This is a genomic window from Geobacter sp. OR-1 (assembly GCF_000813145.1).
GTDB lineage: Bacteria > Desulfobacterota > Desulfuromonadia > Geobacterales > DSM-12255 > Geoanaerobacter.
In genome coordinates this window covers 95,477-113,762 of sequence record NZ_BAZF01000011.1, presented here as the reverse complement: position 1 = coordinate 113,762, position 18,286 = coordinate 95,477, and the positions used below count along the sequence as shown (strand labels likewise).

Genomic DNA, 18,286 nt, shown 5'->3' with positions numbered 1-18,286 from the left:
GAAATATGATTTCAATGCGCAGCAAATACGCCATCAAGGCGCTCAGCTTCATGGCCCGTTCCACGGACAAGGATTGCTTCCTGATCGCCGAGCTGGCCCAGGCCGAGAATATCCCCAAGAAGTTCCTGGAGGCGATCCTGCTGACCCTCAAGAGCCAGGGGATACTGGCCAGCAGGAAAGGGCCGGGAGGCGGTTACTGGCTGGCCAAAACTCCTTCTGCCATTACTCTAGGCAGCATCATCCGCGCCTTTGAGGGTGACCTGGCGCCGGTGCAGTGCCTTGGCGAAAACGCGCAGAGCGCCTGCCCGGAATGCCACGATCTGCCGACCTGTGCCACCAGGCTGGTAATGTCGGATGTCCAGAAGGCGGTTTCCGCGGTTGTTGACAAGGTAACGCTGGCCGATATGATTGAAAGAAGCGAGTTCGAGCGTCAGAGGCTTTCCAAGCAGCTTGATTTTTCGATCTGATTTTTTTTGCAGCTAAAAACTAGTAGTCCTATAGGCAAATAACACAACTGATTTCACCAAGAAAGGGAGGAACCGATCATGTCACGCATCTATGAAGACAACTCGCAGTCCATCGGCAACACGCCACTGGTAAGGCTCAACCATATCACCAAGGGGGCAGGGGCAACCGTGCTCGCCAAGGTGGAAGGGCGCAACCCGGCTTACTCGGTCAAGTGCCGCATCGGCGCCAACATGATCTGGGACGCAGAAGAGCGCGGCGTGCTGAAGCCCGGGGTGGAGATCATCGAGCCGACCAGCGGCAACACCGGCATTGCCCTGGCCTATGTGGCCGCAGCCCGCGGCTACAAGCTGACCCTGACCATGCCCGAGACCATGAGCATTGAGCGCCGCCGCGTGCTTGCCGCCCTTGGCGCCAACCTGATCCTGACACCGGGAGCAGAAGGTATGAAAGGGGCGATATCCAAGGCCGAAGAGATTGCGGCGTCCGATCCGGCACGCTGGTTCATTCCGCAGCAGTTCAAGAACCCGGCGAACCCGGCCATCCACGAAAAGACCACCGGCCCGGAGATCTGGAACGATACCGACGGCAAGGTTGATGTCATCGTTTCCGGGGTCGGCACCGGCGGCACCATCACCGGCATATCGAGATACATCAAGAACACCAAGGGGAAAAAGATCATCTCGGTCGCGGTCGAGCCGAAGGAGAGCCCGGTTATCTCGCAGAAGCTCGCCGGCCAGGAGCTGAAGCCGGGTCCGCACAAGATCCAGGGGATCGGCGCCGGGTTTATCCCGGATACCCTGGACCTGAGCATTGTCGATCGCGTCGAGCAGATTGCCAGCGACGATGCCATCGAGTTTGCCAAACGCCTGGCCAAGGAAGAGGGTCTGCTGGTCGGTATCTCCTGCGGCGCCGCAGTAGCAGCGGCGACCCGACTTGCCTATGATCCCGAATTCGCAGGCAAGACCATTGTAGTCATCCTTCCTGACGGTGCTGAGCGGTATCTCTCGACAGCGCTGTTCGAGGGGATCTAGTGGCCGGCCCGGCAGGTGAGCTGTGGAATGGGGAGCTGGAGCGCCAGGTTCGGGAGGCGCTCCGGATCATCCGCTACGGCACGGTAACCCTGGTCATTCAGGATGGCAGGGTGATCCAGATCGACAAGAGCGAAAAGATCAGATTGAGCCGGCAAGAACATATTCACGGCAGCGGCATCTAACTTAATAGATTAAACCCGATTTCAGATCAAAGATGAAATCAAGGCGGCGAGGATTGAGGCGACGAGGCATACAGGTAGTATGTTGAGGAGACGCAGACGAGCCAACACGGATAGCGCTTTGATCTGGAATCGGGATATGGCTGACCGGAGAACCGGAGGCCGGGATAGCTCAAAGACGGCATTCCGGCCGTTTTTTACAGGTTTCAGGGGAAATTCATATGACACAGCAGATTGCTCTTTACGGGAAAGGCGGGGTGGGGAAGACGACCCTGGCGGCAAACCTGAGCGCGGCCCTTGCCGAGGCCGGCAAAAGCGTGATGCTGGTCGGCTGTGACCTGAAGAGCGATACTGGTATCCTGGTCCACGGCAGGCAGGAGGTTGCGACCCTCCTCGACTATATCCGCTCGGGCGGGGCAGTGAAGTTGTCGGATCTGGTCGTTCCGGGATATCGCGGCATCGCCTGTGTCGAAGTGGGCGACTCCCTGGCTGAAGAAGAATGCGCATCCAGGGGCATCGCTAAGGCCTTGCAGTTGCTGGGTGAGTTTGATCTCACCGCTACGCTCAAGCCGGAATTCATCATCTACGATATCCCGGGAGAAGCCGGCTGCAGCGGCTTGGTTTCCCATCTGAACCTGTCCCTGCAGCTGCGGACGTTCATCGTTACTTCCGGCGACCTGATGTCGTTTTATGCGGCCAACTCCTATATCAGGAGCGTTAGCCGGCAGTTTCCGGCCTCTGCTCTCGATATTATCGGCAATAGCCTGACCGGGAGCTTCGAGGAGTCGTTTGTTGCCGATTTCGCCAGCCAGGTCAACACGAGGGTCAGCAGTCTTATCCCGCGCTCCCTGGTGGTCAGGCATAGCGAACTGTACGGTAAAACCGTGATCGAGGCAGCACCGGAGTCGAGCCACGCCCAGCTGTACCGGAAACTGGCGCGGCAGGTCATTGAGGACCGCTCTGTTTGGCAGGAGCCACCGAAGCCGCTTAGCGTCACGGAGTTGAGGGGCTGGGCGCAGGGGTGGGGCGACCGGCTGGGGGAGCTGGAGTTCGGCATACTCAAGGACGGGGCCGGTATCTGATGGCACCCGGTCTGCGGGTTGGAAAGGAGTTCCATATGCAGGCAGCTACAAGCATCAGGCGCTACTGCCGGTTTTTCCGTCATAAGGGTGCTACCAAGGTCCTTGATTACGGGGCCGGCAAGCTGCGTAACGCACTATTCCTTGCCGATGAGGGGTTCACGGTAATTGCTGCCGATCTGCCGCAGCAGATCCGTAAGATCAGGGCCTGTCCGGCGATTCGCCACCTGGCCGGCGTCATGGCGACGGATCGGCTGCCGGACAGCGAACTGAACGTGGACCTGGTGCTCTCAACATACGTGTTCAACATCATCATGGAGAACAACGAGCAGGAGCGCTACCTGAGCAATATCCGGCAGAATCTCCGTCCCGGCGGTTACCTTCTGATTGAGGTCCGGTGCCGGAAACAGAGCGGGGCATGCGGGGAGGGGTGCTCGGAGTTCTTCAAATGCCCTGACTGCGCCAAGACCTACTCCCATGAGGAGCTTGACCAGCTGCTGGTACCTTACGGTTTTCGCCGGGTGAGCCATTATTACTGTAACCAGGCTGTGGCCGCTATTTATCAGCTGGAGCAGGGCCAGGCAGGGGTTGCTGGTTAAAAACCATAATGTTGATAGTTTAAGCATTTTTTTGCTTGACTCCACAGGAGCGAACTGCTAGGCTCGCTGAAAATTGCAGCAGGCTTCACACAATATTCAGGCTGACCAGAAACACTGGAGGCCGGGGATTATTCCCCGGCCTCTTTTTTTATCCCCAATAGCGCGGGGTTACCAACCGACAAGGAGCAGACCATGCCGCAACGTCATCATCTCTTTACCTCCGAATCCGTCACCGAGGGGCATCCGGACAAGCTGGCCGACCAGATTTCCGATGCCGTGCTCGACGCCTACCTGGCCCAGGATCCATTGGCCAGGGTTGCCTGCGAGACCAGCGTCACCACCGGTCTGGTGCTGCTGTTCGGCGAGATATCATCCAGCGCCCAGGTCAATGCAGCGCGAGTGGCCCGCCAGGCGATCAGGGAGGTCGGTTACACGGCCTCCGATCTCGGCCTCGATAGCGATCATGCAGCAGTACTCGTTTCGCTCGACCAGCAGTCGCCCGACATCGCGCAGGGGGTCAACCGGGCACTGGAGGTCCGGGGCAGCAACGACCATGACCGGTATCTCGACTCGGTCGGCGCCGGCGATCAGGGGATGGTGTTCGGCTATGCCACGGACGAGACCCCGGAATATCTGCCGACCAGCATCGCCCTGGCTCACGGGCTGACCCGCCGCCTGGCAGCAGCCAGGAAATCCGGCGAGCTCGATTATCTCAGGCCTGACGGCAAGAGCCAGGTGACCGTGGAGTTCGAGGGTGACCGGCCGGTACGGATCGATACCGTGGTCATCTCCACCCAGCACCACCCGGATGTCAGCCTGGAGCAGATCCACCGGGACGTTATCGCCAGGATCATCCGGCCGGTGATCCCGGAAAACCTGCTCGACGACAAGACCCGCTATTTCATCAACCCAACCGGCCGCTTCGTGGTCGGCGGTCCGCACGGTGATGCCGGTTTGACCGGCCGCAAGATCATCGTCGACAGCTACGGTGGCGTGGCCCGCCATGGCGGTGGCGCCTTTTCCGGCAAGGACCCCACCAAGGTGGACCGTTCCGGCGCCTATGCCGCCAGATACGTGGCCAAGAATGTGGTTGCCGCGGGGCTGGCCAGGCGGCTGGAGGTGCAGATCGCCTACGCAATCGGCGTAGCAAGGCCGGTCTCGATCTTTGTCGACAGTTTCGGCACCAGCAAGTTTTCCAACGGCGAGCTGGCCGACCTGATCGCCGCTAATTTCGATCTGCGGCCGGCCGCGATCATCGAGCAGCTGGAGCTGCGCCGCCCCATTTACCAGCAGACCGCGGCCTACGGTCATTTCGGCCGCACCGATCTCGATCTCCCCTGGGAGCGGATCGACAAGGCGCTGCTTTTAGAGAAAGCCGCCTGAATTTCACTGTAGGGGCAGACCTTGTGCTGCCCGATTTTAGGGCGATCACAAGGATTGCCCCTACAGAACAGGGATGAATATGCCTGAACAGCAAAGCCACGACATACATACCCCAAAAGGGTTGATCACCAGCTTCCTGATCCTGAATATCGTTTCCGGCACGGTGGGCGGGGCGATGCAGATCATTGTACCGCTCTATGCCATGAGCCTGCACGCATCCACGGCGCAGATCGGCGTCATCAGGGGGATATCCGGCCTCGGTATGCTGCTGCTGGTGATTCCGGCCGGTTTTCTGGTGGATCACTTCGGCTCAAAAAAGCTGTTCCTGATAGGCAGTCTTTCCGGATTCATCTCGACACTCGGGTTGACGGTGGCAAAGGTGCCGATTGCCATGATCGGCCTGATGGGTATTTCCGGGCTCTTCGGCTCACTCAAAATGACGGCGCTGAATGCCTCATTCTTTAAAAACCTGAAGAACATGGGGCTTGAAAAAGCCGGCTGGTTCAAGGGCTCCATGTCCATCGGTCTTACCTTTCTCGGCCCGGCATTTGGCGCCTATCTGGTCAGTGTTGCCGGGTTTCGTTCCATTTTCATTCTGTTGGCAGCTCTGACGCTGATTCCTGCCTCGCTGGTCTTCTTCTTTCACAGCGAACCGGCTCGTCAGGGGCCTATCAACGAACTGGGCAATATCATTCGTACACAGCTCAATGAGTTCCGCCGGTTGATCGGTCAGCGCCAATTGTATCTCCCCTTGCTGACAGAAACTCTCTCGACATCCTGTTTTGCCACATTCGGCACGTTCGTTGTGGTGATAACGATACAGATCCTGCACCTGAAACCCTCTGCCGCATCTCTGTTGATGACCGCCGAGGGCGGGGTGTTCATCCTGACGGTCTTTGCCGCCGGGCCGCTGATTACGCGAATGTCCCAGTTTCAGCTTTACCTGCTGAGTGTCACGGTAACTTCAACCGGCCTGGCCATGGTCAGTATCTCGGCAACATTCACACTCCTGGCTGTGAGCGCCGTGATACTGGGGCTTGGCCTGGGATTGATCAATCTGGTGACCTCTTCCCGAATCGGCCGCATGGAAGGTGAAAAGGGGAAGGTTGTTGCGCTGTTCGCCGCCTCCGTGGGAGCCGGCATTTCACTCGGTCCGATGATCGGAGGGATAGTTGGCCAATATCTCGGGGCGCAAAATATTTTTCTGACGTTCATACCGCTTTTTATGGCGCTTGTCGTGCTGGCTTACCGGACCGACGTTCTGATCGAACAGGAAGGTGGCGTGACGACGGAGGAAGGAGCCGTATCGGAATTATCATTGATAACCCATGATTCAGACTGAAATCAGTTGGTGAGCGGGAACCCGCAGCTTAATCAATCTCAAAACATATTCCTTTCTGATCAGACAACTGAAGGCAAGCAGATTTCAGGAGGAAGAATATATGTTGGTTCGAACAAATCTGAGTTTGCTCTTCATTGCCGCAGCGCTGTTCGCGCCTGCTGCTCACGGAGCAGACGCGTTGCCGGAGACGCCGGCCGCACAAGAGGAAGCTGCGCCTCAGGATCAACTCCAAATCCCGGAAAAGGATGAACCGTTCGATGCCGGTTTGCCACCGGCAACCCAGACCGATATCCAGGGGGTCAGGGAAGAGATACAGCTGCTGCGCGATCAGTGGCAGAAAGGGATTGACCGGACCGTAGTCTCGACCAAGCGGCTTCTTACCATAAGCGGCACCGGCACGTTGAAGTATGCCAAAACCAATCCGTTTCTTAAAGATAACGCTTCCGGCGTAGATTCCTTCAGCACGCCGTCCTTCGGGCTGACCTTCTCGGGGAACCTTTATAAGGACTACGTTGAGGGGAAAGATCTCAACTATTCACTCGGATTTCTGACCACCGATAAAAACGCCATCAGCATTACCAATGCGAATTTGACCTACAATATTCTCAATACGCTGGACAAGGAAGGGCCTCGATTGAGTATCACCGGAGGACAGCAGAAGAAATTCTTCGGTATCGAGGCCACCGCGTCGGAAGAGTTTAAACCGACGGTAGCCGGCGCCCAGTTTGCGACCAAACTCGGTCTCGATGCCCGCGATATCGGCTTTGTGCTCGCCGGTGATTTTTGGCCGGAGAATGACTTCGGCTACAGCTATCGCGTTCCCGCTGTCCAGTACTGGCTGGGCCTCATCAACGGCACCGGCGCCAATGCCGCCGAGAACAACAACAGTAAGGATGTTTTTGCCCGTGTACAGCTGAACGCTCCTGTCAATTATGACCATATCCTGCGGGGCCTCTCCTTCGGCGCATCATATTTGCGGGGAAGAACTAACTATACTGCAACCAAAACTACGACAAACACCTCCACCGTTAACACCAACACGACTCCGGCGATAAATACGACCATTACCACGTCCACCAAAACCGACACCTTCACCCAGACCGGTGACAAGGAGCGCTGGGGCGTTGACCTGGCCTATGTAAATACCCCGATCGGCTTCACCCTGGAGTATGCCCATGGCACCGACCTGATCCCGACCAACGGTTCGGTCACCACCAAAAACGGCGCAACCACGAAAACAGTTCCCTATGGCTTTAAAAAAAACAGACCAGGAAGGGTACACCTTCACCCTTTTCTACAACTTCGGCGATCAGTTTGTTAACTCGATCAAGACCCAGGAGCGCTGGGATGACTATTATCCCCTGACCTACCAGCCGTTCGTACGGTTCGACCGCTGGGTTCCGGATACCGATGCCAGAGATGTCAGAACCGACATCTGGACAATCGGCTTCAACTATTTCTTTGCTCAAACCACCAAGCTGCAGGTGAACTACAACATCACCCGTGACTACAGAAGCGATGGCGGGGTTTATAACAACGATGCCTTCCTGGCGCAGTTTCAGTTCGGTTTTTAGCATTGTCCGCGCTGATGCCGGATAACCCGGTCGAGGAGATGAAGCGATACGCTGAGTCTCTGATAACAACAAATCCCGAATGGCACAAAGGAAAAGGAGATCCATCAAGATGAAAAAAACAATAAATATTCTATTGATATTAGCGCTTGGCGTGGCGGTGTTTGGCGCCACCCCGGGTTTTGCCCAGCCGGAAAAGGTTATTAGAATCGGTTTTCCCGGCGGCTCCGGCAGGCCGTTAAGTGCCGGTGGCTGGGGTTATGTTCAGGCCAAGAACCTGTTTGAGGAGGAGTTCAAAAAAGACGGCTGGACCATTGAGTACAACTATATCAAGACCGCCGGTCCGGGAGTGAATGAAGGGTTGGCAAACAACTCGCTCGATTTCGGTTCTCACGGCGATCTTCCGGTGCTTTCGGCACGCGCCGGTGGCCTTAAAATCAAGGCACTTGCCGCTGTTCGCGGCGGGACATCCCATCTTCTGGTGCCGACCAATTCTAATATAAGAACGATCAAGGATCTGAAGGGGAAACGGGTTGGGGTAAACGTTGGAACCTGGACCCATGCGCTGCTGATCAAGGTCCTGAAGGACAACGGCCTGACCATGAAGGATATCAAGGTGATCAACACGTCAGGTACCGCCTTTGAAACAGCGCTTACTACCGGTGACATCGATGCCGGCTTCGGCAGTCTGTCTCTTATCCGCAGTGGCAGGGCCAGGGAGATCTGGACCACTGTGGGCAGACATGTCAGGTACCAGAATACCAACACGTTTGTCGTCAGGGAAGAATTCCTCAAGAAGCACCCGGACATCGTCAAACGCCTTCTCAAGGTGTATGTCAAGGGGCTTTATCTGGCCAGTCTGAATAAGAATGAGACCCTGAAGTTCAACACCAGAACCGGGACGGCACTGGCGGATCTCGTTACGGACAATGGCGGACAGTCGATAAAGTACCTGACATCACCTAAACTGGACGGTCAGGTGACCCAACAGTACAAAGACTCGCTGGTGCTGTTCAAGGATAACGGTCTGATCCGCAAAACCTTTGATCCGGAAAAAGATCTGTACGAGCGCAAATATCTGGATGAAGTGCTGAAGGAACTGAAGCTCGAAAACCATTGGCCGAACTACGATATCAACGGTAACCCGATCAAAAAATAAGCCTTGCTGCGCCGGGTCTCCGGCCCGGCGCATTATTCGAGTTTGAAGTAACGAAAAGGTACATCCCATGAAAATCCAGTTACTGAAAAACAAACTGACCGGCCTGATAATACCTCTCGTTCTCTATGTGGCGTGGGATCTTCTTTCCAGGTACGAGCTTGTCCCCTCGACACTGATGCCGCCCCCTAAGGTGCTGTTTGAAACCTGGTGGGTTATGCAGAGTAGCGGCGAACTCCTGCTCAATATGAAAATGAGTCTGCTGCGGGTCGGCGCCGGCTTTCTGGTCGGTGCTTCAAGCGGGTTTCTGCTCGGCACTGCCATGGGTTTATGGAAACCGGTGGAACAATACCTGAACCCTGTTTTCAATTTTTTCCGTCAGGTGCCGGTTGTCGCCTGGATACCGTTTTTGCTGCTCTGGCTCGGGATTGACGAGTGGTTCAAGATTGTCTTCATTTCCTGCGGGGCATTCATTCCGATGACCCTAAAGACGTACGACGGCATCAAAAACGTGCCTGCTTCATACCTGGAAGTGGTCAGGGTCTTCGAGTATGGCTGGTTCAGGCTTTTGCGCACTGTCATCGTGCCGTCGGCGCTACCATCGATCTTTACCGGTCTCCGGCTCAGTCTGAGCGAAGCCTGGATGCTGGTTATCGGCGCTGAACTGGTGGCAGCGGGGGAAGGAATCGGCAATGTCATGGTAATAGCCCGGCGTCTGTTTCAGACCGATGTCGTTCTGGTGGGAGTAATCGTCATTGCCATAACCGGTTTTGCCATGGACAGGCTGCTCGGCCTGTTGGAAACCAGGTTTCTCGGCTGGCACCGTACCCAGAATGCACAGTAGTAAAGGAATAATGTAATGAGCATTACAACGAATGTCGCAACTTTTATCCGCACTCGATATCACGGCTTGGTCAGCTTTCTGGCGCTGTTCATTGTCTGGAGCGCAGTTAGTCATTACGAGCTGGTTTCCGCCGAATATCTGCCGTCACCGCCAGCGGTCGCTAAGGCTTTTGTCAAAGTCATCAAATCCGGACAGCTTGGGGTAAGCCTGGGGAGCAGTCTGGTTCGCATTGCCGAAGGGTTCTTTATCGGCACTACGCTCGGCTTCCTGTTCGGTGTTGCCATGGGAGTGTCGGCAACAGCGGAACGGCTTTTTGCGCCGCTGTTCAATGCGCTTCGTCAGGTGCCGATTATCGGATGGATACCGCTGATCATAGTCTGGTGCGGCATCAACGAACCATCCAAAATCAGCTTTATCTCTATCGGCGCCTTTTTCCCGATTCTGCTCAGTACCTTTGAAGGGATCCGTTCGGTTTCCAAGTCCTATCTAGAAGTTGCCCAGGTCTTTGAATACAACAGAATTAAGCTGCTTCGTAAAATCGTTGTGCCGGGAGCAGTCCCCAACATCGTCTCCGGAATCCGTCTCAGTATGGGGACTTCCTGGCTGCTGGTAGTCTGGGCAGAGATCAATACCCGTTCCGCCTATGGTATCGGTGACCTGCTCTCAAGCGCAGGAGACGGGAAAAAGCCGGATATAGCCTTTGTCTGCATCATTGTCATCGGCATAGTGGCGTTTCTGATCAACGAGCTGTTCGGGCATCTGGAAGCGCGCTTAAGTACCTGGAGAAAGTCGTACCGTTAGTGAAAGGAATAAATATGGAACGCTTGGGAACGCTTGAAGTCAAAAATCTGAGTAAGAAGTTTCGCAGCCGGAATGATGAGCTGACAGTGCTTAACGATATAAATCTGACAGTCCAGCCGGGTGAATTCATCAGCATCATCGGTTCGAGCGGCTGCGGCAAGACCACCTTTCTGCGGCTGGTGGTCGGCCTCGAAAAGGGGTATGAGGGCGAAATCCTGCTCGACGGTCAGCGGTTGAACGGCCCCAGTCTGAAGCGAGGGGTCGTGTTCCAGGATCATCGTCTGCTCCCCTGGTTATCCATTGAAAAAAACGTGGGGATGGGGCTGAAGGATGCCAAAAGCGATGAGTCGCGCAAGGCGATTCAGGAACATCTGGAACTGGTAGGGCTGAAAGGTTTTGAAAAGCACTACCCCCACCAGTTATCCGGCGGCATGTCCCAGCGGGCTGCCATTGCCCGTGCTCTGGTGAACCGGCCGGGGATCCTGCTGCTGGATGAACCGCTGGGTGCCCTGGACGCGCTGACCCGGATGTACATGCACCAGGAGCTGGAGCGGATCTGGAAACAGGAAAAAATTACCATGATCATGATCACCCATGATGTTGACGAGGCCATTGTCCTCTCCGACAAGATCGTCGTCATGTCCAGCCGTCCCGGTACGATCAAGAAGATAATTCCGGTGCCGCTGGCGCGCCCCCGTGACCGTGCCAGCTACGATTTCGTCAAGATCAAGGAAGAGGTGCTGGAAGAGTTCCAGCTTCATACCGAACATCCGTTCACCTATACGATATAAACAACACCACTGATAAGGAGAGTCACCCATGCCACTGGAACAGAGAAAATCAGAAATCACCGGTTATGCCAACGGATCGCGCTTTGCCACTCTTGCCTACATTCGCCATGACGGTTCGCCGGTGTTGCGTACTTTGGGGAGCTTTGCCCTTGCAGATTACGACGTTATCTTTTCCACCAAGAAAGGTGCTGCCAAGGTCCGCGATATTTCGGAGAACAACAGGGTGTCGTTCTACTTTGAGCATGACGGACAGGAACTGTCCAACTGGAAAAACGCCCTGTTTATCGGCGAAGCCCACACAATAGAAGAGCAGCGTGAACTTGACTGGGCAGTCGGCATTCTGAGCGACCGTAATCCGCGCTTCAAGGACCGGATCGCCAAAGGGGAGCTGCCCAATATCCAGCTGTTCAAGGTAAAAACCAGGGATATCGAATACATCGATTACGGCAAAGGGCCTGGTCATGTGGAAAAGTTCACACTCAGCAAAGAGGAAGAAAATTAGCCGGCAGATTCGGCACATTGTCGGAAAAGAACGCAACAAATATGATTAAGGAGAAAAAGGACATGGGAAATGCAGCACTGAAAATCAAAGAGGATTCACAAGCTGAAACCTACGACAAAGAAGTACAAAAACAGGTTCTTATCGAAGAGGCAAGGATGAGCCTGGAGCTATTCGAGCATGGCATCAATTACAATCTTGAAGAGATCAAGCCGCTGCTGGATCCGCTTGAACTGAAATCCGGTTTCAATCGTGCCGGAGGGTTGACCGGATTTACCCTGCCGCATGGCTATAATGCCAGAGGCAATTACAATCGCTGGACTCCGTATTCGCTGGTTGTTGAAGGCGGCAAACCGGTACTTTATAACGAAAAAACAGCAATTGGTGTAATCAGATTTAACAAAGGCAATCCGGTGGCTGATCAGCTCCTCAGCACCGGCGAAAGAGTTCGCGACATTGTCAATGTCAGTGCCCTGGGCGGGCTTCATTGCACCTACAGCACCGAGTGCTCCCTGAAAGATCAGGGCGAGGATTGCTACTTCTGTGCAGTTAATGAACGTGCCAAAGATGGGGAAAGAAACCCGGTGCTGCTTAAAACACCCAAACAGGTCGCCGAAGCGTACGACATTGCCCGCAAGGCCGGTGTCGCCAACCATTTCCGGATCACCGGCGGTTTTGTGCCGGAACGCCGTGAACTGGAATATTACCTTGATGTGGCCGATGCCATCAGGGCAAAGTACAGCTCGTTCTATGGCTGCGCCGTTGTCGGCGCCCCGGCCGATCTTTCGGTGCTGCCCAAATACAAGGAAGCCGGTTTCGACAATATCTCCACCAATATTGAAGTGTGGGACAGGAATATTTTTGCCGCTGTCTGCCCCGGCAAAGAGAAGCGCAATGGCGGCTATAAACACTGGGTCGAATCCCTTGAGCGCTCGGTGGAGATTTTCGGCAAGGGGAATGTCCATTCGACGATTGTCGGTGGTCTGGAACCAAAAGAATCAACGCTGGAAGGGATCGAATACCTGGCATCAAAAGGGGTAGTCTGCCACTTCAGCGCGTTTCGTCCGGAAAAAGGGACGCCATTTTTCGGCTATCGGAGCCCGGAGGCATCGTTTCATTGGGATATCCTTGACAAAGGGACCGATATTTACCGCCGCTACGGTTTCACGACACTGCAGCTCCATAGTGGTCCCGCTTCGGGACCGCACAGCGCCCAGCTCTTCCAGATCAAAAACGGTGAGTTCGAGGAAGACGGCACGCTGGCGCAATGGAAATTCCCGGCGCTGGATTAACGGTCAGCGCTGTCCTATAAACGAATAACAGTTCTAACCGAACGACAGGTTGACTAGAAAACTAGAGACCGATCGCCTTTGGGCGCCGGTCTCTTTTCATTTAAACAGACAGTTATCAGAGCGATATCTCGAAAGGAGTGACACATAATGGCACAGTCGGAACAGGCAACAGTAGAGGCAGCAGCAGCTAAAGAAAAGGCAAAACAGGTGCTTCTCGATGAAGCGAAGCTCGGCCTGCTGCTCACGCAATTCGGCATCAATTACAACGCCGATGAAATCAGCAAGTTTCAGGACAAGCTTAAATATACTTCACCGTATAACCGGCAAAAAGGTTTGACCAACCTGACGCTGCCCCATGGTGTCACGGCCCGCTATTTAAGCGGCTACAAGAAACATACCCCGTATTCGCTGGTTGTTGAGGGTGACGACGCGGTTCTCTATGACGAGAAAACCCGCATTGGCAAGGTCACCTTTCCCAAAACTCACCCCATATCGGAACAGCTGCTGAGCAGCGGTGAAAAATTCCGTCATATCGGCAACGTCAACGAGGAGGGGGGCTTCAGTGTTGCGTACAGCTCCGAATGTTCGTTGAAAGATAACGGCGAGATGTGCCAGTTCTGCTCGATCAATGAACGCGCCAAGGATGGCGTTTTGAACCAGGTGCTCATCAAATCGCCGAAGCAGGTTGCCGAAGCATACCATCTGGCCCGTCAGGCAGGAACAGCCAACCATTTCCGCATCACCGGCGGGTTCGTGCCGGAACGCCGTGAACTGGAATATTATCTTGATGTGGCAGATGCCATCAAAGAGAAATACGACTCTTTCTATGGCGTCGGCATCATCGGGGCCCCGGTGGATTTTTCGGTTCATCACAAATACAAGGAAGCCGGTTTTTACCAACATCTCCCACAATATGGAGGCATGGGACAAGAATATGTTCGCAGCCATCTGCCCGGGTAAGCAGAACCGCAATGGCGGCTGGCAGCATTGGGTTGACTCGCTTGAATATGCGGTCGATGTCTTTGGCAAGGGGAATGTCCATTCCAATGTTGTCGGCGGCCTGGCGCCGCTGGAATCCACCCTGGAAGGGATCGAGTACCTGGCGTCAAAAGGGGTGGTTTGCCATTTCAGTGTTTTCCACTCGGAAAAAGGGACACCGCTGGAAGGCTACCGCAGCCCGGAGGCGTGGTGGCATTGGGAACTGCTGGACAAGGCAACTGATATCTTCCGCCGCTACGGCTTTAATACTTTGCAGATGTACAGCGGCCCCGCATCCGGCCCGCACAGCGGCCAGGTCTTCCAGATCAAGGCGGGCGAATTCGAAGGTGACACGCTGCCGCAATACCGATACCCGGAACTGGATAAAACAACTTTGCAGTAACAAGGGTAGGCTGAAAGTTGAGGCCCCGCTTTCAGCCTACCGGAAGGATTACAATGTCAAATTTTCGCCTGGTAACTTCATACATTCGGCAGCACTGGTTCATATTTCTTTCCGGAATTATCATGGTGGCTCTGGCAAGTCTGCTGATGGCGGTGATACCGCGCATATTGGGAGATATAACCAATCAGCTGCAGCGTGGCACGCTGAGCATGGCGGAAATGGCGCGTTACATCAAAATAATCTGTGGCGTTGGGCTGCTGCGCGTCTTGACCGGGTGGGGTGGCCGCCTCCTGATCCACCAGAGGGGGCGAACCCTGACCTATACACTCCGTCGAAGACTGTTTGAAAAATGGAATTCCCTGTCACCGGCATATTTTCACCGTCATAGCGTCGGCGATCTGGTCGCCCATGCGTTGAGTGACGTCGAGGTGGTCCGGGAATTGGTTTCAATGGGTATTTGTCAGGCATTCAGCGGCCTGGCAGTGTTGGCGGGGGTGGTCTATCTGATGGCGATGCACGTGGACTGGCGCTTGTCGCTGGCCGGTCTTGGGCCGATACTCGCGATCCCGCTGCTGGTGAAATGGCTCGGCCCCAAGATCAAGAAGCAGTCGCAACGCTCCCAGGAGGCATTGGGCAGCATGTCCCAGATCGTTGAAGAGGTGATTGACGGGATTCGCGCCGTCAAGGCCTTTGGCACGGAGCAGGTGGTCATCGGCCGCTTCACCGGCAATGTAGACAATATCGTTACGGAAAAGATGCGCTTTGTGCGCCTTTCCTCCCTGTTTAGCTCGCTGGTGCCGTTAATGGTCAATCTCGGTTTTGTCTTTGTCCTTGGCTATGGCGGGGTCCTGGTGACGCTGCATCTGGTCACTCTGGGGGATTTTGTCGCTTTTACCCTGTATATCGCCATGCTGCGTCAGCCGATGGAGCAGCTCGGCAATGTGCTGAATATCGTGCAGCGCGCCAGCGCTTCCATCAAGCGGGTCGAAACGCTTTTGAATGTCGAATCGGATGTCGTTGACCGCCCGGGAGTGCTGGTGGATCAACCGCTGCAGGGAGAGTTGCGCGTGCAGGGGTTGAACTTCACCTATCCGGGTACGGATCGGCAGGTGCTGGAAGATATTTCGTTCTCGCTCAGGCCGGGTCAGACTCTCGGCATCATCGGCTCCACGGGAAGCGGGAAAAGCACCCTGGCCGATCTGCTGCTGCGGCTCTACGAACCACCGGAAGGGACCGTGGCCATTGGTGGCCACGATATATTGAGCTACCCTCTGGCACGCCTTAGAGACGGCATTGCCTATGTGCCGCAGGACGGTTTTCTCTTTTCCACCTCGGTGTTGGAGAATATCTGTTTTTCCGATGATTACCCCGACCGGGAGCGCGCGGAACAGTGCGCCAGAATTACCGCTGTTTATGAAAACATCCTGAATTTCCCCGAAGGCTTTGATACCGAGATCGGTGAGCGTGGGGTACGGCTTTCCGGCGGCCAGAAACAGCGGGTCGCCATTGCCCGCATGATTTACAAGGACGCTCCTTATCAGATCCTCGACGACTCTTTGAGCGCCATTGACACCACCACGGAACGGCAGATCCTGCATAACCTGCGTAACATGACCAAGGCAGCTTCCGGCAGCGGCAATTGCACCATTATCATTTCCCATCGTTTGAGCGCAGTGCAGCATGCCGACGAGATCCTGGTGCTGGATCAGGGACGAATCATCGAGCGGGGGAGTCACCGGCAGCTTATTGCCATGTGCGGCGTGTATGCCGGTCAGTGGTACATGCAGGCCGGTATGGATCTGACGCAGGGAGCCGGCATTGATGAGGACCTTCTTGGGCCTGTTGCGGAGAGCGAAAAGAATATCGATGAAGAAATGGAACAGCTTGAAGCAGGGGCGACGGAGGACGCGGCGTGAAAAACAAGACTGCGCTACGCGGAACCCTGAAAATCCTGCTTCCCTATTTGAGTGCCTACCGTGGCCGTCTGGCTGTAGTCGGCAGCCTGGTTATCGCGGTTGTGCTGATCGATCTGGTGCAGCCGTATCTAGTCAAAGAGGCGATTGACAAGTACGTCACCGTGCCGACGCCTAACACTACCGCCATTATCCGTATGGCACTGGCCTACTTCGCCCTGATCCTTGCCGGCTGCGCCATGACCTACTATCAGGAGATCATGCTCCAGCAGGTCGGGCTGTCCATCGTGAGAAAAATACGCATTGACCTGTTCAATCATATCCAGCGGCTGGCGCTGCGCTATTTTGACCAGAACAGTTCGGGGCGCATCATCACCAACGTGGTCAGTGATACGGAAGCGCTGAACAACTTTTTTACCCAGTTTCTGGCCAATATCGTCCGCGGCAGCTTTTCTCTGGTTCTGATCATGTTTTTCATGCTGCGCCTGAACGTGACCATCGCCCTCTACTGCTTCCTGCTGATTCCGCTGGTTGCTGGAATTACAGTGATATTTCAGAAACGACTGCGCAAGGTCAATGCCGAAGTCAGAAACCGGCTCGGTATCGCCATCGGGTTTCTGGCCGAGAATCTGCGCGGCATGGCGATCATCCAGATTTTTCATCAGGAAGCAAAGCAGCAACAGCGTTACAACGAGCGCAACAAGGCGCTGATGCGGGCCACCATCATTGAAAACCGTTACATCCTCTCGTTCTTCAATGTTACGGAAATTCTGGGCGATCTGGGCATTGCCACGCTGCTCTGGTTTGGCGGCGGCGCGGTTATCAAGGGGACCGTTTCCTTTGGGGTATTGTATGCGTTTGTCGGCTATATCCGTCGATTTTTCCATCCGATCAGCACCATTTCGCAGCAGATGAATGCGTTGCAATCGGCCATTGTTGCTGTTGAGCGGATTTCGGTCACCCTGCAGGAGACGCCGGACATCAAGGAGGCGCAAGGCGCAGCTGCTCCGGAGGTGATTGGGAAGATTGAGCTGGCTGGCGCATCACTTGCCTATCGCCCCGGCTACCCGGTCCTGCATGATATTTCCCTTACGATTCAGCCGGGGCAGCGTATCGGCTTTGTCGGAGCGACCGGCGCCGGCAAGTCGTCGATCATGAACCTGGTGACCAGGTTTTACGATGTTACGGAGGGGGCGGTCATAATTGACGGTGTCGATGTGCGTCAATGGCCTCTCGAAGACCTGCGGCGCTCGGTCGGCATCGTTCAGCAGGATGTGACGCTTTTCTCCGGCACCATTACGGACAATATCCGTTTCTTTCAGCCGGAGATATCCGCGGAGCGGGTTCGCGAGGCGTGTCGTATCATCGGCGCCGAACCGTTTATCCTGCGTCAATCCAAGGGGTATGACACCGTTCTGTCCGAGCGGGGGAGTACGCTTTCCGCCGGTGAGCGCCAACTGCTATCCTTTGCCAGGGTGCTCGTGTTTGATCCGCGTATTCTCATTCTGGACGAGGCGACCGCCTGCCTTGATTCAAACACCGAGGAGGTGCTTCAGGAAGCGATCCACCGCGTCTCACAAGGTCGTACCCTGCTGGTGATTGCGCACCGGCTTTCAACGATTCAGCAGATGGATCTGATCTGTGTCCTGGAGCAGGGGCGAATAGTCGAGCGGGGGACGCACGGCGATCTGCTGCGCAGGCAGGGAAATTACTGGCGGTTGCACCAGTCAGGCCTCATGCAGCTGCATGAGGCTGCCTGACTATATTGCACGTTTATAATCAGCATGCCAAAAAGCTGTTGACATTTATTGCCATAAGTGAAATAACTATATAGCATATAGATTTGAAGAAGTATCGGGCTGACCTGACACACAGGAGGCCGGGGATGTTCCCCGGCCTCGTTTTTTTTATTCGCTGCTGACCAGACCACTGGAGGCCACGGACAATGTCCCTGGTC

General features: G+C 55.2%; 19 protein-coding genes. All 19 read left to right on the top strand.

Annotation, left to right across the window (positions count from 1 at the left end; genetic code table 11):
• The first annotated feature begins 14 nt into the window (after positions 1 to 14).
• The 19 genes from OR1_RS12625 (at position 15) to OR1_RS12540 (ending at position 18,089) form a co-directional block, all read left to right on the top strand.
• Positions 15 to 467: an Rrf2 family transcriptional regulator gene (locus tag OR1_RS12625; RefSeq protein ID WP_370543358.1), complete on the top strand. Its 453-nt coding sequence runs from the start codon at positions 15 to 17 to the stop codon at positions 465 to 467.
• Positions 468 to 545: 78 nt separating this feature from the next.
• The gene (gene cysK, locus OR1_RS12620; protein ID WP_041972224.1) at positions 546 to 1,499 is read left to right on the top strand and encodes a cysteine synthase A; all 954 of its coding nucleotides are present in this window, start codon (positions 546 to 548) and stop codon (positions 1,497 to 1,499) included.
• A gap of 35 nt (positions 1,500 to 1,534) precedes the next feature.
• Positions 1,535 to 1,681: a YezD family protein gene (locus tag OR1_RS12615; RefSeq protein WP_370543359.1), complete on the top strand. Its 147-nt coding sequence runs from the start codon at positions 1,535 to 1,537 to the stop codon at positions 1,679 to 1,681.
• A 218-nt stretch (positions 1,682 to 1,899) separates the two neighbouring features.
• Entirely contained in the window at positions 1,900 to 2,760 is an 861-nt protein-coding gene (locus tag OR1_RS12610) for a P-loop NTPase (RefSeq protein WP_041972222.1), read from the top strand.
• 35 nt (positions 2,761 to 2,795) lie between these two features.
• Entirely contained in the window at positions 2,796 to 3,356 is a 561-nt protein-coding gene (locus OR1_RS12605) for a bifunctional 2-polyprenyl-6-hydroxyphenol methylase/3-demethylubiquinol 3-O-methyltransferase UbiG (RefSeq protein WP_041972269.1), read from the top strand.
• 192 nt (positions 3,357 to 3,548) lie between these two features.
• Positions 3,549 to 4,739 carry a methionine adenosyltransferase gene (gene metK, locus OR1_RS12600; RefSeq protein ID WP_041972221.1) on the top strand — a complete coding sequence of 397 codons (1,191 nt, stop codon included), beginning with the start codon at positions 3,549 to 3,551 and terminating at the stop codon, positions 4,737 to 4,739.
• A gap of 79 nt (positions 4,740 to 4,818) precedes the next feature.
• A complete protein-coding gene (locus tag OR1_RS12595) occupies positions 4,819 to 6,081 on the top strand; it encodes an MFS transporter (protein WP_041972220.1) in 1,263 nt (420 codons plus the stop codon).
• Positions 6,082 to 6,181: 100 nt separating this feature from the next.
• Complete coding sequence (locus OR1_RS12590; protein ID WP_041972219.1) at positions 6,182 to 7,402, top strand: hypothetical protein; 1,221 nt, start codon at positions 6,182 to 6,184, stop codon at positions 7,400 to 7,402.
• Positions 7,329 to 7,655 (top strand): porin, encoded by a 327-nt coding sequence (locus OR1_RS12585; protein ID WP_041972218.1) that lies wholly within the window; start codon positions 7,329 to 7,331, stop codon positions 7,653 to 7,655. The genes OR1_RS12590 and OR1_RS12585 overlap by 74 nt, the downstream gene beginning before the upstream one ends.
• Positions 7,656 to 7,764: 109 nt before the next feature.
• Positions 7,765 to 8,811 carry an ABC transporter substrate-binding protein gene (locus tag OR1_RS12580; RefSeq protein WP_041972217.1) on the top strand — a complete coding sequence of 349 codons (1,047 nt, stop codon included), beginning with the start codon at positions 7,765 to 7,767 and terminating at the stop codon, positions 8,809 to 8,811.
• 67 nt (positions 8,812 to 8,878) lie between these two features.
• Positions 8,879 to 9,652 (top strand): ABC transporter permease, encoded by a 774-nt coding sequence (locus tag OR1_RS12575; RefSeq protein WP_041972215.1) that lies wholly within the window; start codon positions 8,879 to 8,881, stop codon positions 9,650 to 9,652.
• A gap of 15 nt (positions 9,653 to 9,667) precedes the next feature.
• Positions 9,668 to 10,453 (top strand): ABC transporter permease, encoded by a 786-nt coding sequence (locus OR1_RS12570; RefSeq protein WP_052440435.1) that lies wholly within the window; start codon positions 9,668 to 9,670, stop codon positions 10,451 to 10,453.
• A gap of 14 nt (positions 10,454 to 10,467) precedes the next feature.
• Positions 10,468 to 11,244, top strand: a complete 777-nt coding sequence (locus tag OR1_RS12565; RefSeq protein ID WP_041972214.1) for an ABC transporter ATP-binding protein — start codon at positions 10,468 to 10,470, stop codon at positions 11,242 to 11,244.
• 28 nt (positions 11,245 to 11,272) lie between these two features.
• Entirely contained in the window at positions 11,273 to 11,746 is a 474-nt protein-coding gene (locus OR1_RS12560) for a pyridoxamine 5'-phosphate oxidase family protein (protein ID WP_052440434.1), read from the top strand.
• A gap of 62 nt (positions 11,747 to 11,808) precedes the next feature.
• Positions 11,809 to 13,035, top strand: a complete 1,227-nt coding sequence (locus OR1_RS20910; protein ID WP_052440433.1) for a radical SAM protein — start codon at positions 11,809 to 11,811, stop codon at positions 13,033 to 13,035.
• 147 nt (positions 13,036 to 13,182) lie between these two features.
• Entirely contained in the window at positions 13,183 to 13,995 is an 813-nt protein-coding gene (locus OR1_RS12550) for a radical SAM protein (RefSeq protein ID WP_052440432.1), read from the top strand.
• Positions 13,970 to 14,416, top strand: a complete 447-nt coding sequence (locus OR1_RS20905) for a radical SAM protein (RefSeq protein WP_052440431.1) — start codon at positions 13,970 to 13,972, stop codon at positions 14,414 to 14,416. Before OR1_RS12550 ends, OR1_RS20905 begins: the two co-directional genes overlap by 26 nt.
• Positions 14,417 to 14,469: 53 nt before the next feature.
• Positions 14,470 to 16,332: an ABC transporter ATP-binding protein gene (locus OR1_RS12545; protein ID WP_052440430.1), complete on the top strand. Its 1,863-nt coding sequence runs from the start codon at positions 14,470 to 14,472 to the stop codon at positions 16,330 to 16,332.
• Positions 16,329 to 18,089: an ABC transporter ATP-binding protein gene (locus tag OR1_RS12540; protein WP_041972213.1), complete on the top strand. Its 1,761-nt coding sequence runs from the start codon at positions 16,329 to 16,331 to the stop codon at positions 18,087 to 18,089. Before OR1_RS12545 ends, OR1_RS12540 begins: the two co-directional genes overlap by 4 nt.
• The last annotated feature ends 197 nt before the right edge of the window (positions 18,090 to 18,286 follow it).

Excerpts from the sequence above, each read along its gene's own strand:
- OR1_RS12625 (WP_370543358.1), top strand. The coding sequence starts at position 15 with ATGCGCAGCAAATACGCCATCAAGGCGCTCAGCTTCATGGCCCGTTCC.
- cysK (WP_041972224.1), top strand. The coding sequence starts at position 546 with ATGTCACGCATCTATGAAGACAACTCGCAGTCCATCGGCAACACGCCA.
- OR1_RS12610 (WP_041972222.1), top strand. The coding sequence starts at position 1,900 with ATGACACAGCAGATTGCTCTTTACGGGAAAGGCGGGGTGGGGAAGACG.
- OR1_RS12605 (WP_041972269.1), top strand. The coding sequence starts at position 2,796 with ATGCAGGCAGCTACAAGCATCAGGCGCTACTGCCGGTTTTTCCGTCAT.
- metK (WP_041972221.1), top strand. The coding sequence starts at position 3,549 with ATGCCGCAACGTCATCATCTCTTTACCTCCGAATCCGTCACCGAGGGG.
- OR1_RS12595 (WP_041972220.1), top strand. The coding sequence starts at position 4,819 with ATGCCTGAACAGCAAAGCCACGACATACATACCCCAAAAGGGTTGATC.
- OR1_RS12590 (WP_041972219.1), top strand. The coding sequence starts at position 6,182 with ATGTTGGTTCGAACAAATCTGAGTTTGCTCTTCATTGCCGCAGCGCTG.
- OR1_RS12585 (WP_041972218.1), top strand. The coding sequence starts at position 7,329 with ATGGCTTTAAAAAAAACAGACCAGGAAGGGTACACCTTCACCCTTTTC.
- OR1_RS12580 (WP_041972217.1), top strand. The coding sequence starts at position 7,765 with ATGAAAAAAACAATAAATATTCTATTGATATTAGCGCTTGGCGTGGCG.
- OR1_RS12575 (WP_041972215.1), top strand. The coding sequence starts at position 8,879 with ATGAAAATCCAGTTACTGAAAAACAAACTGACCGGCCTGATAATACCT.
- OR1_RS12570 (WP_052440435.1), top strand. The coding sequence starts at position 9,668 with ATGAGCATTACAACGAATGTCGCAACTTTTATCCGCACTCGATATCAC.
- OR1_RS12565 (WP_041972214.1), top strand. The coding sequence starts at position 10,468 with ATGGAACGCTTGGGAACGCTTGAAGTCAAAAATCTGAGTAAGAAGTTT.
- OR1_RS12560 (WP_052440434.1), top strand. The coding sequence starts at position 11,273 with ATGCCACTGGAACAGAGAAAATCAGAAATCACCGGTTATGCCAACGGA.
- OR1_RS20910 (WP_052440433.1), top strand. The coding sequence starts at position 11,809 with ATGGGAAATGCAGCACTGAAAATCAAAGAGGATTCACAAGCTGAAACC.
- OR1_RS12550 (WP_052440432.1), top strand. The coding sequence starts at position 13,183 with ATGGCACAGTCGGAACAGGCAACAGTAGAGGCAGCAGCAGCTAAAGAA.
- OR1_RS20905 (WP_052440431.1), top strand. The coding sequence starts at position 13,970 with ATGTTCGCAGCCATCTGCCCGGGTAAGCAGAACCGCAATGGCGGCTGG.
- OR1_RS12545 (WP_052440430.1), top strand. The coding sequence starts at position 14,470 with ATGTCAAATTTTCGCCTGGTAACTTCATACATTCGGCAGCACTGGTTC.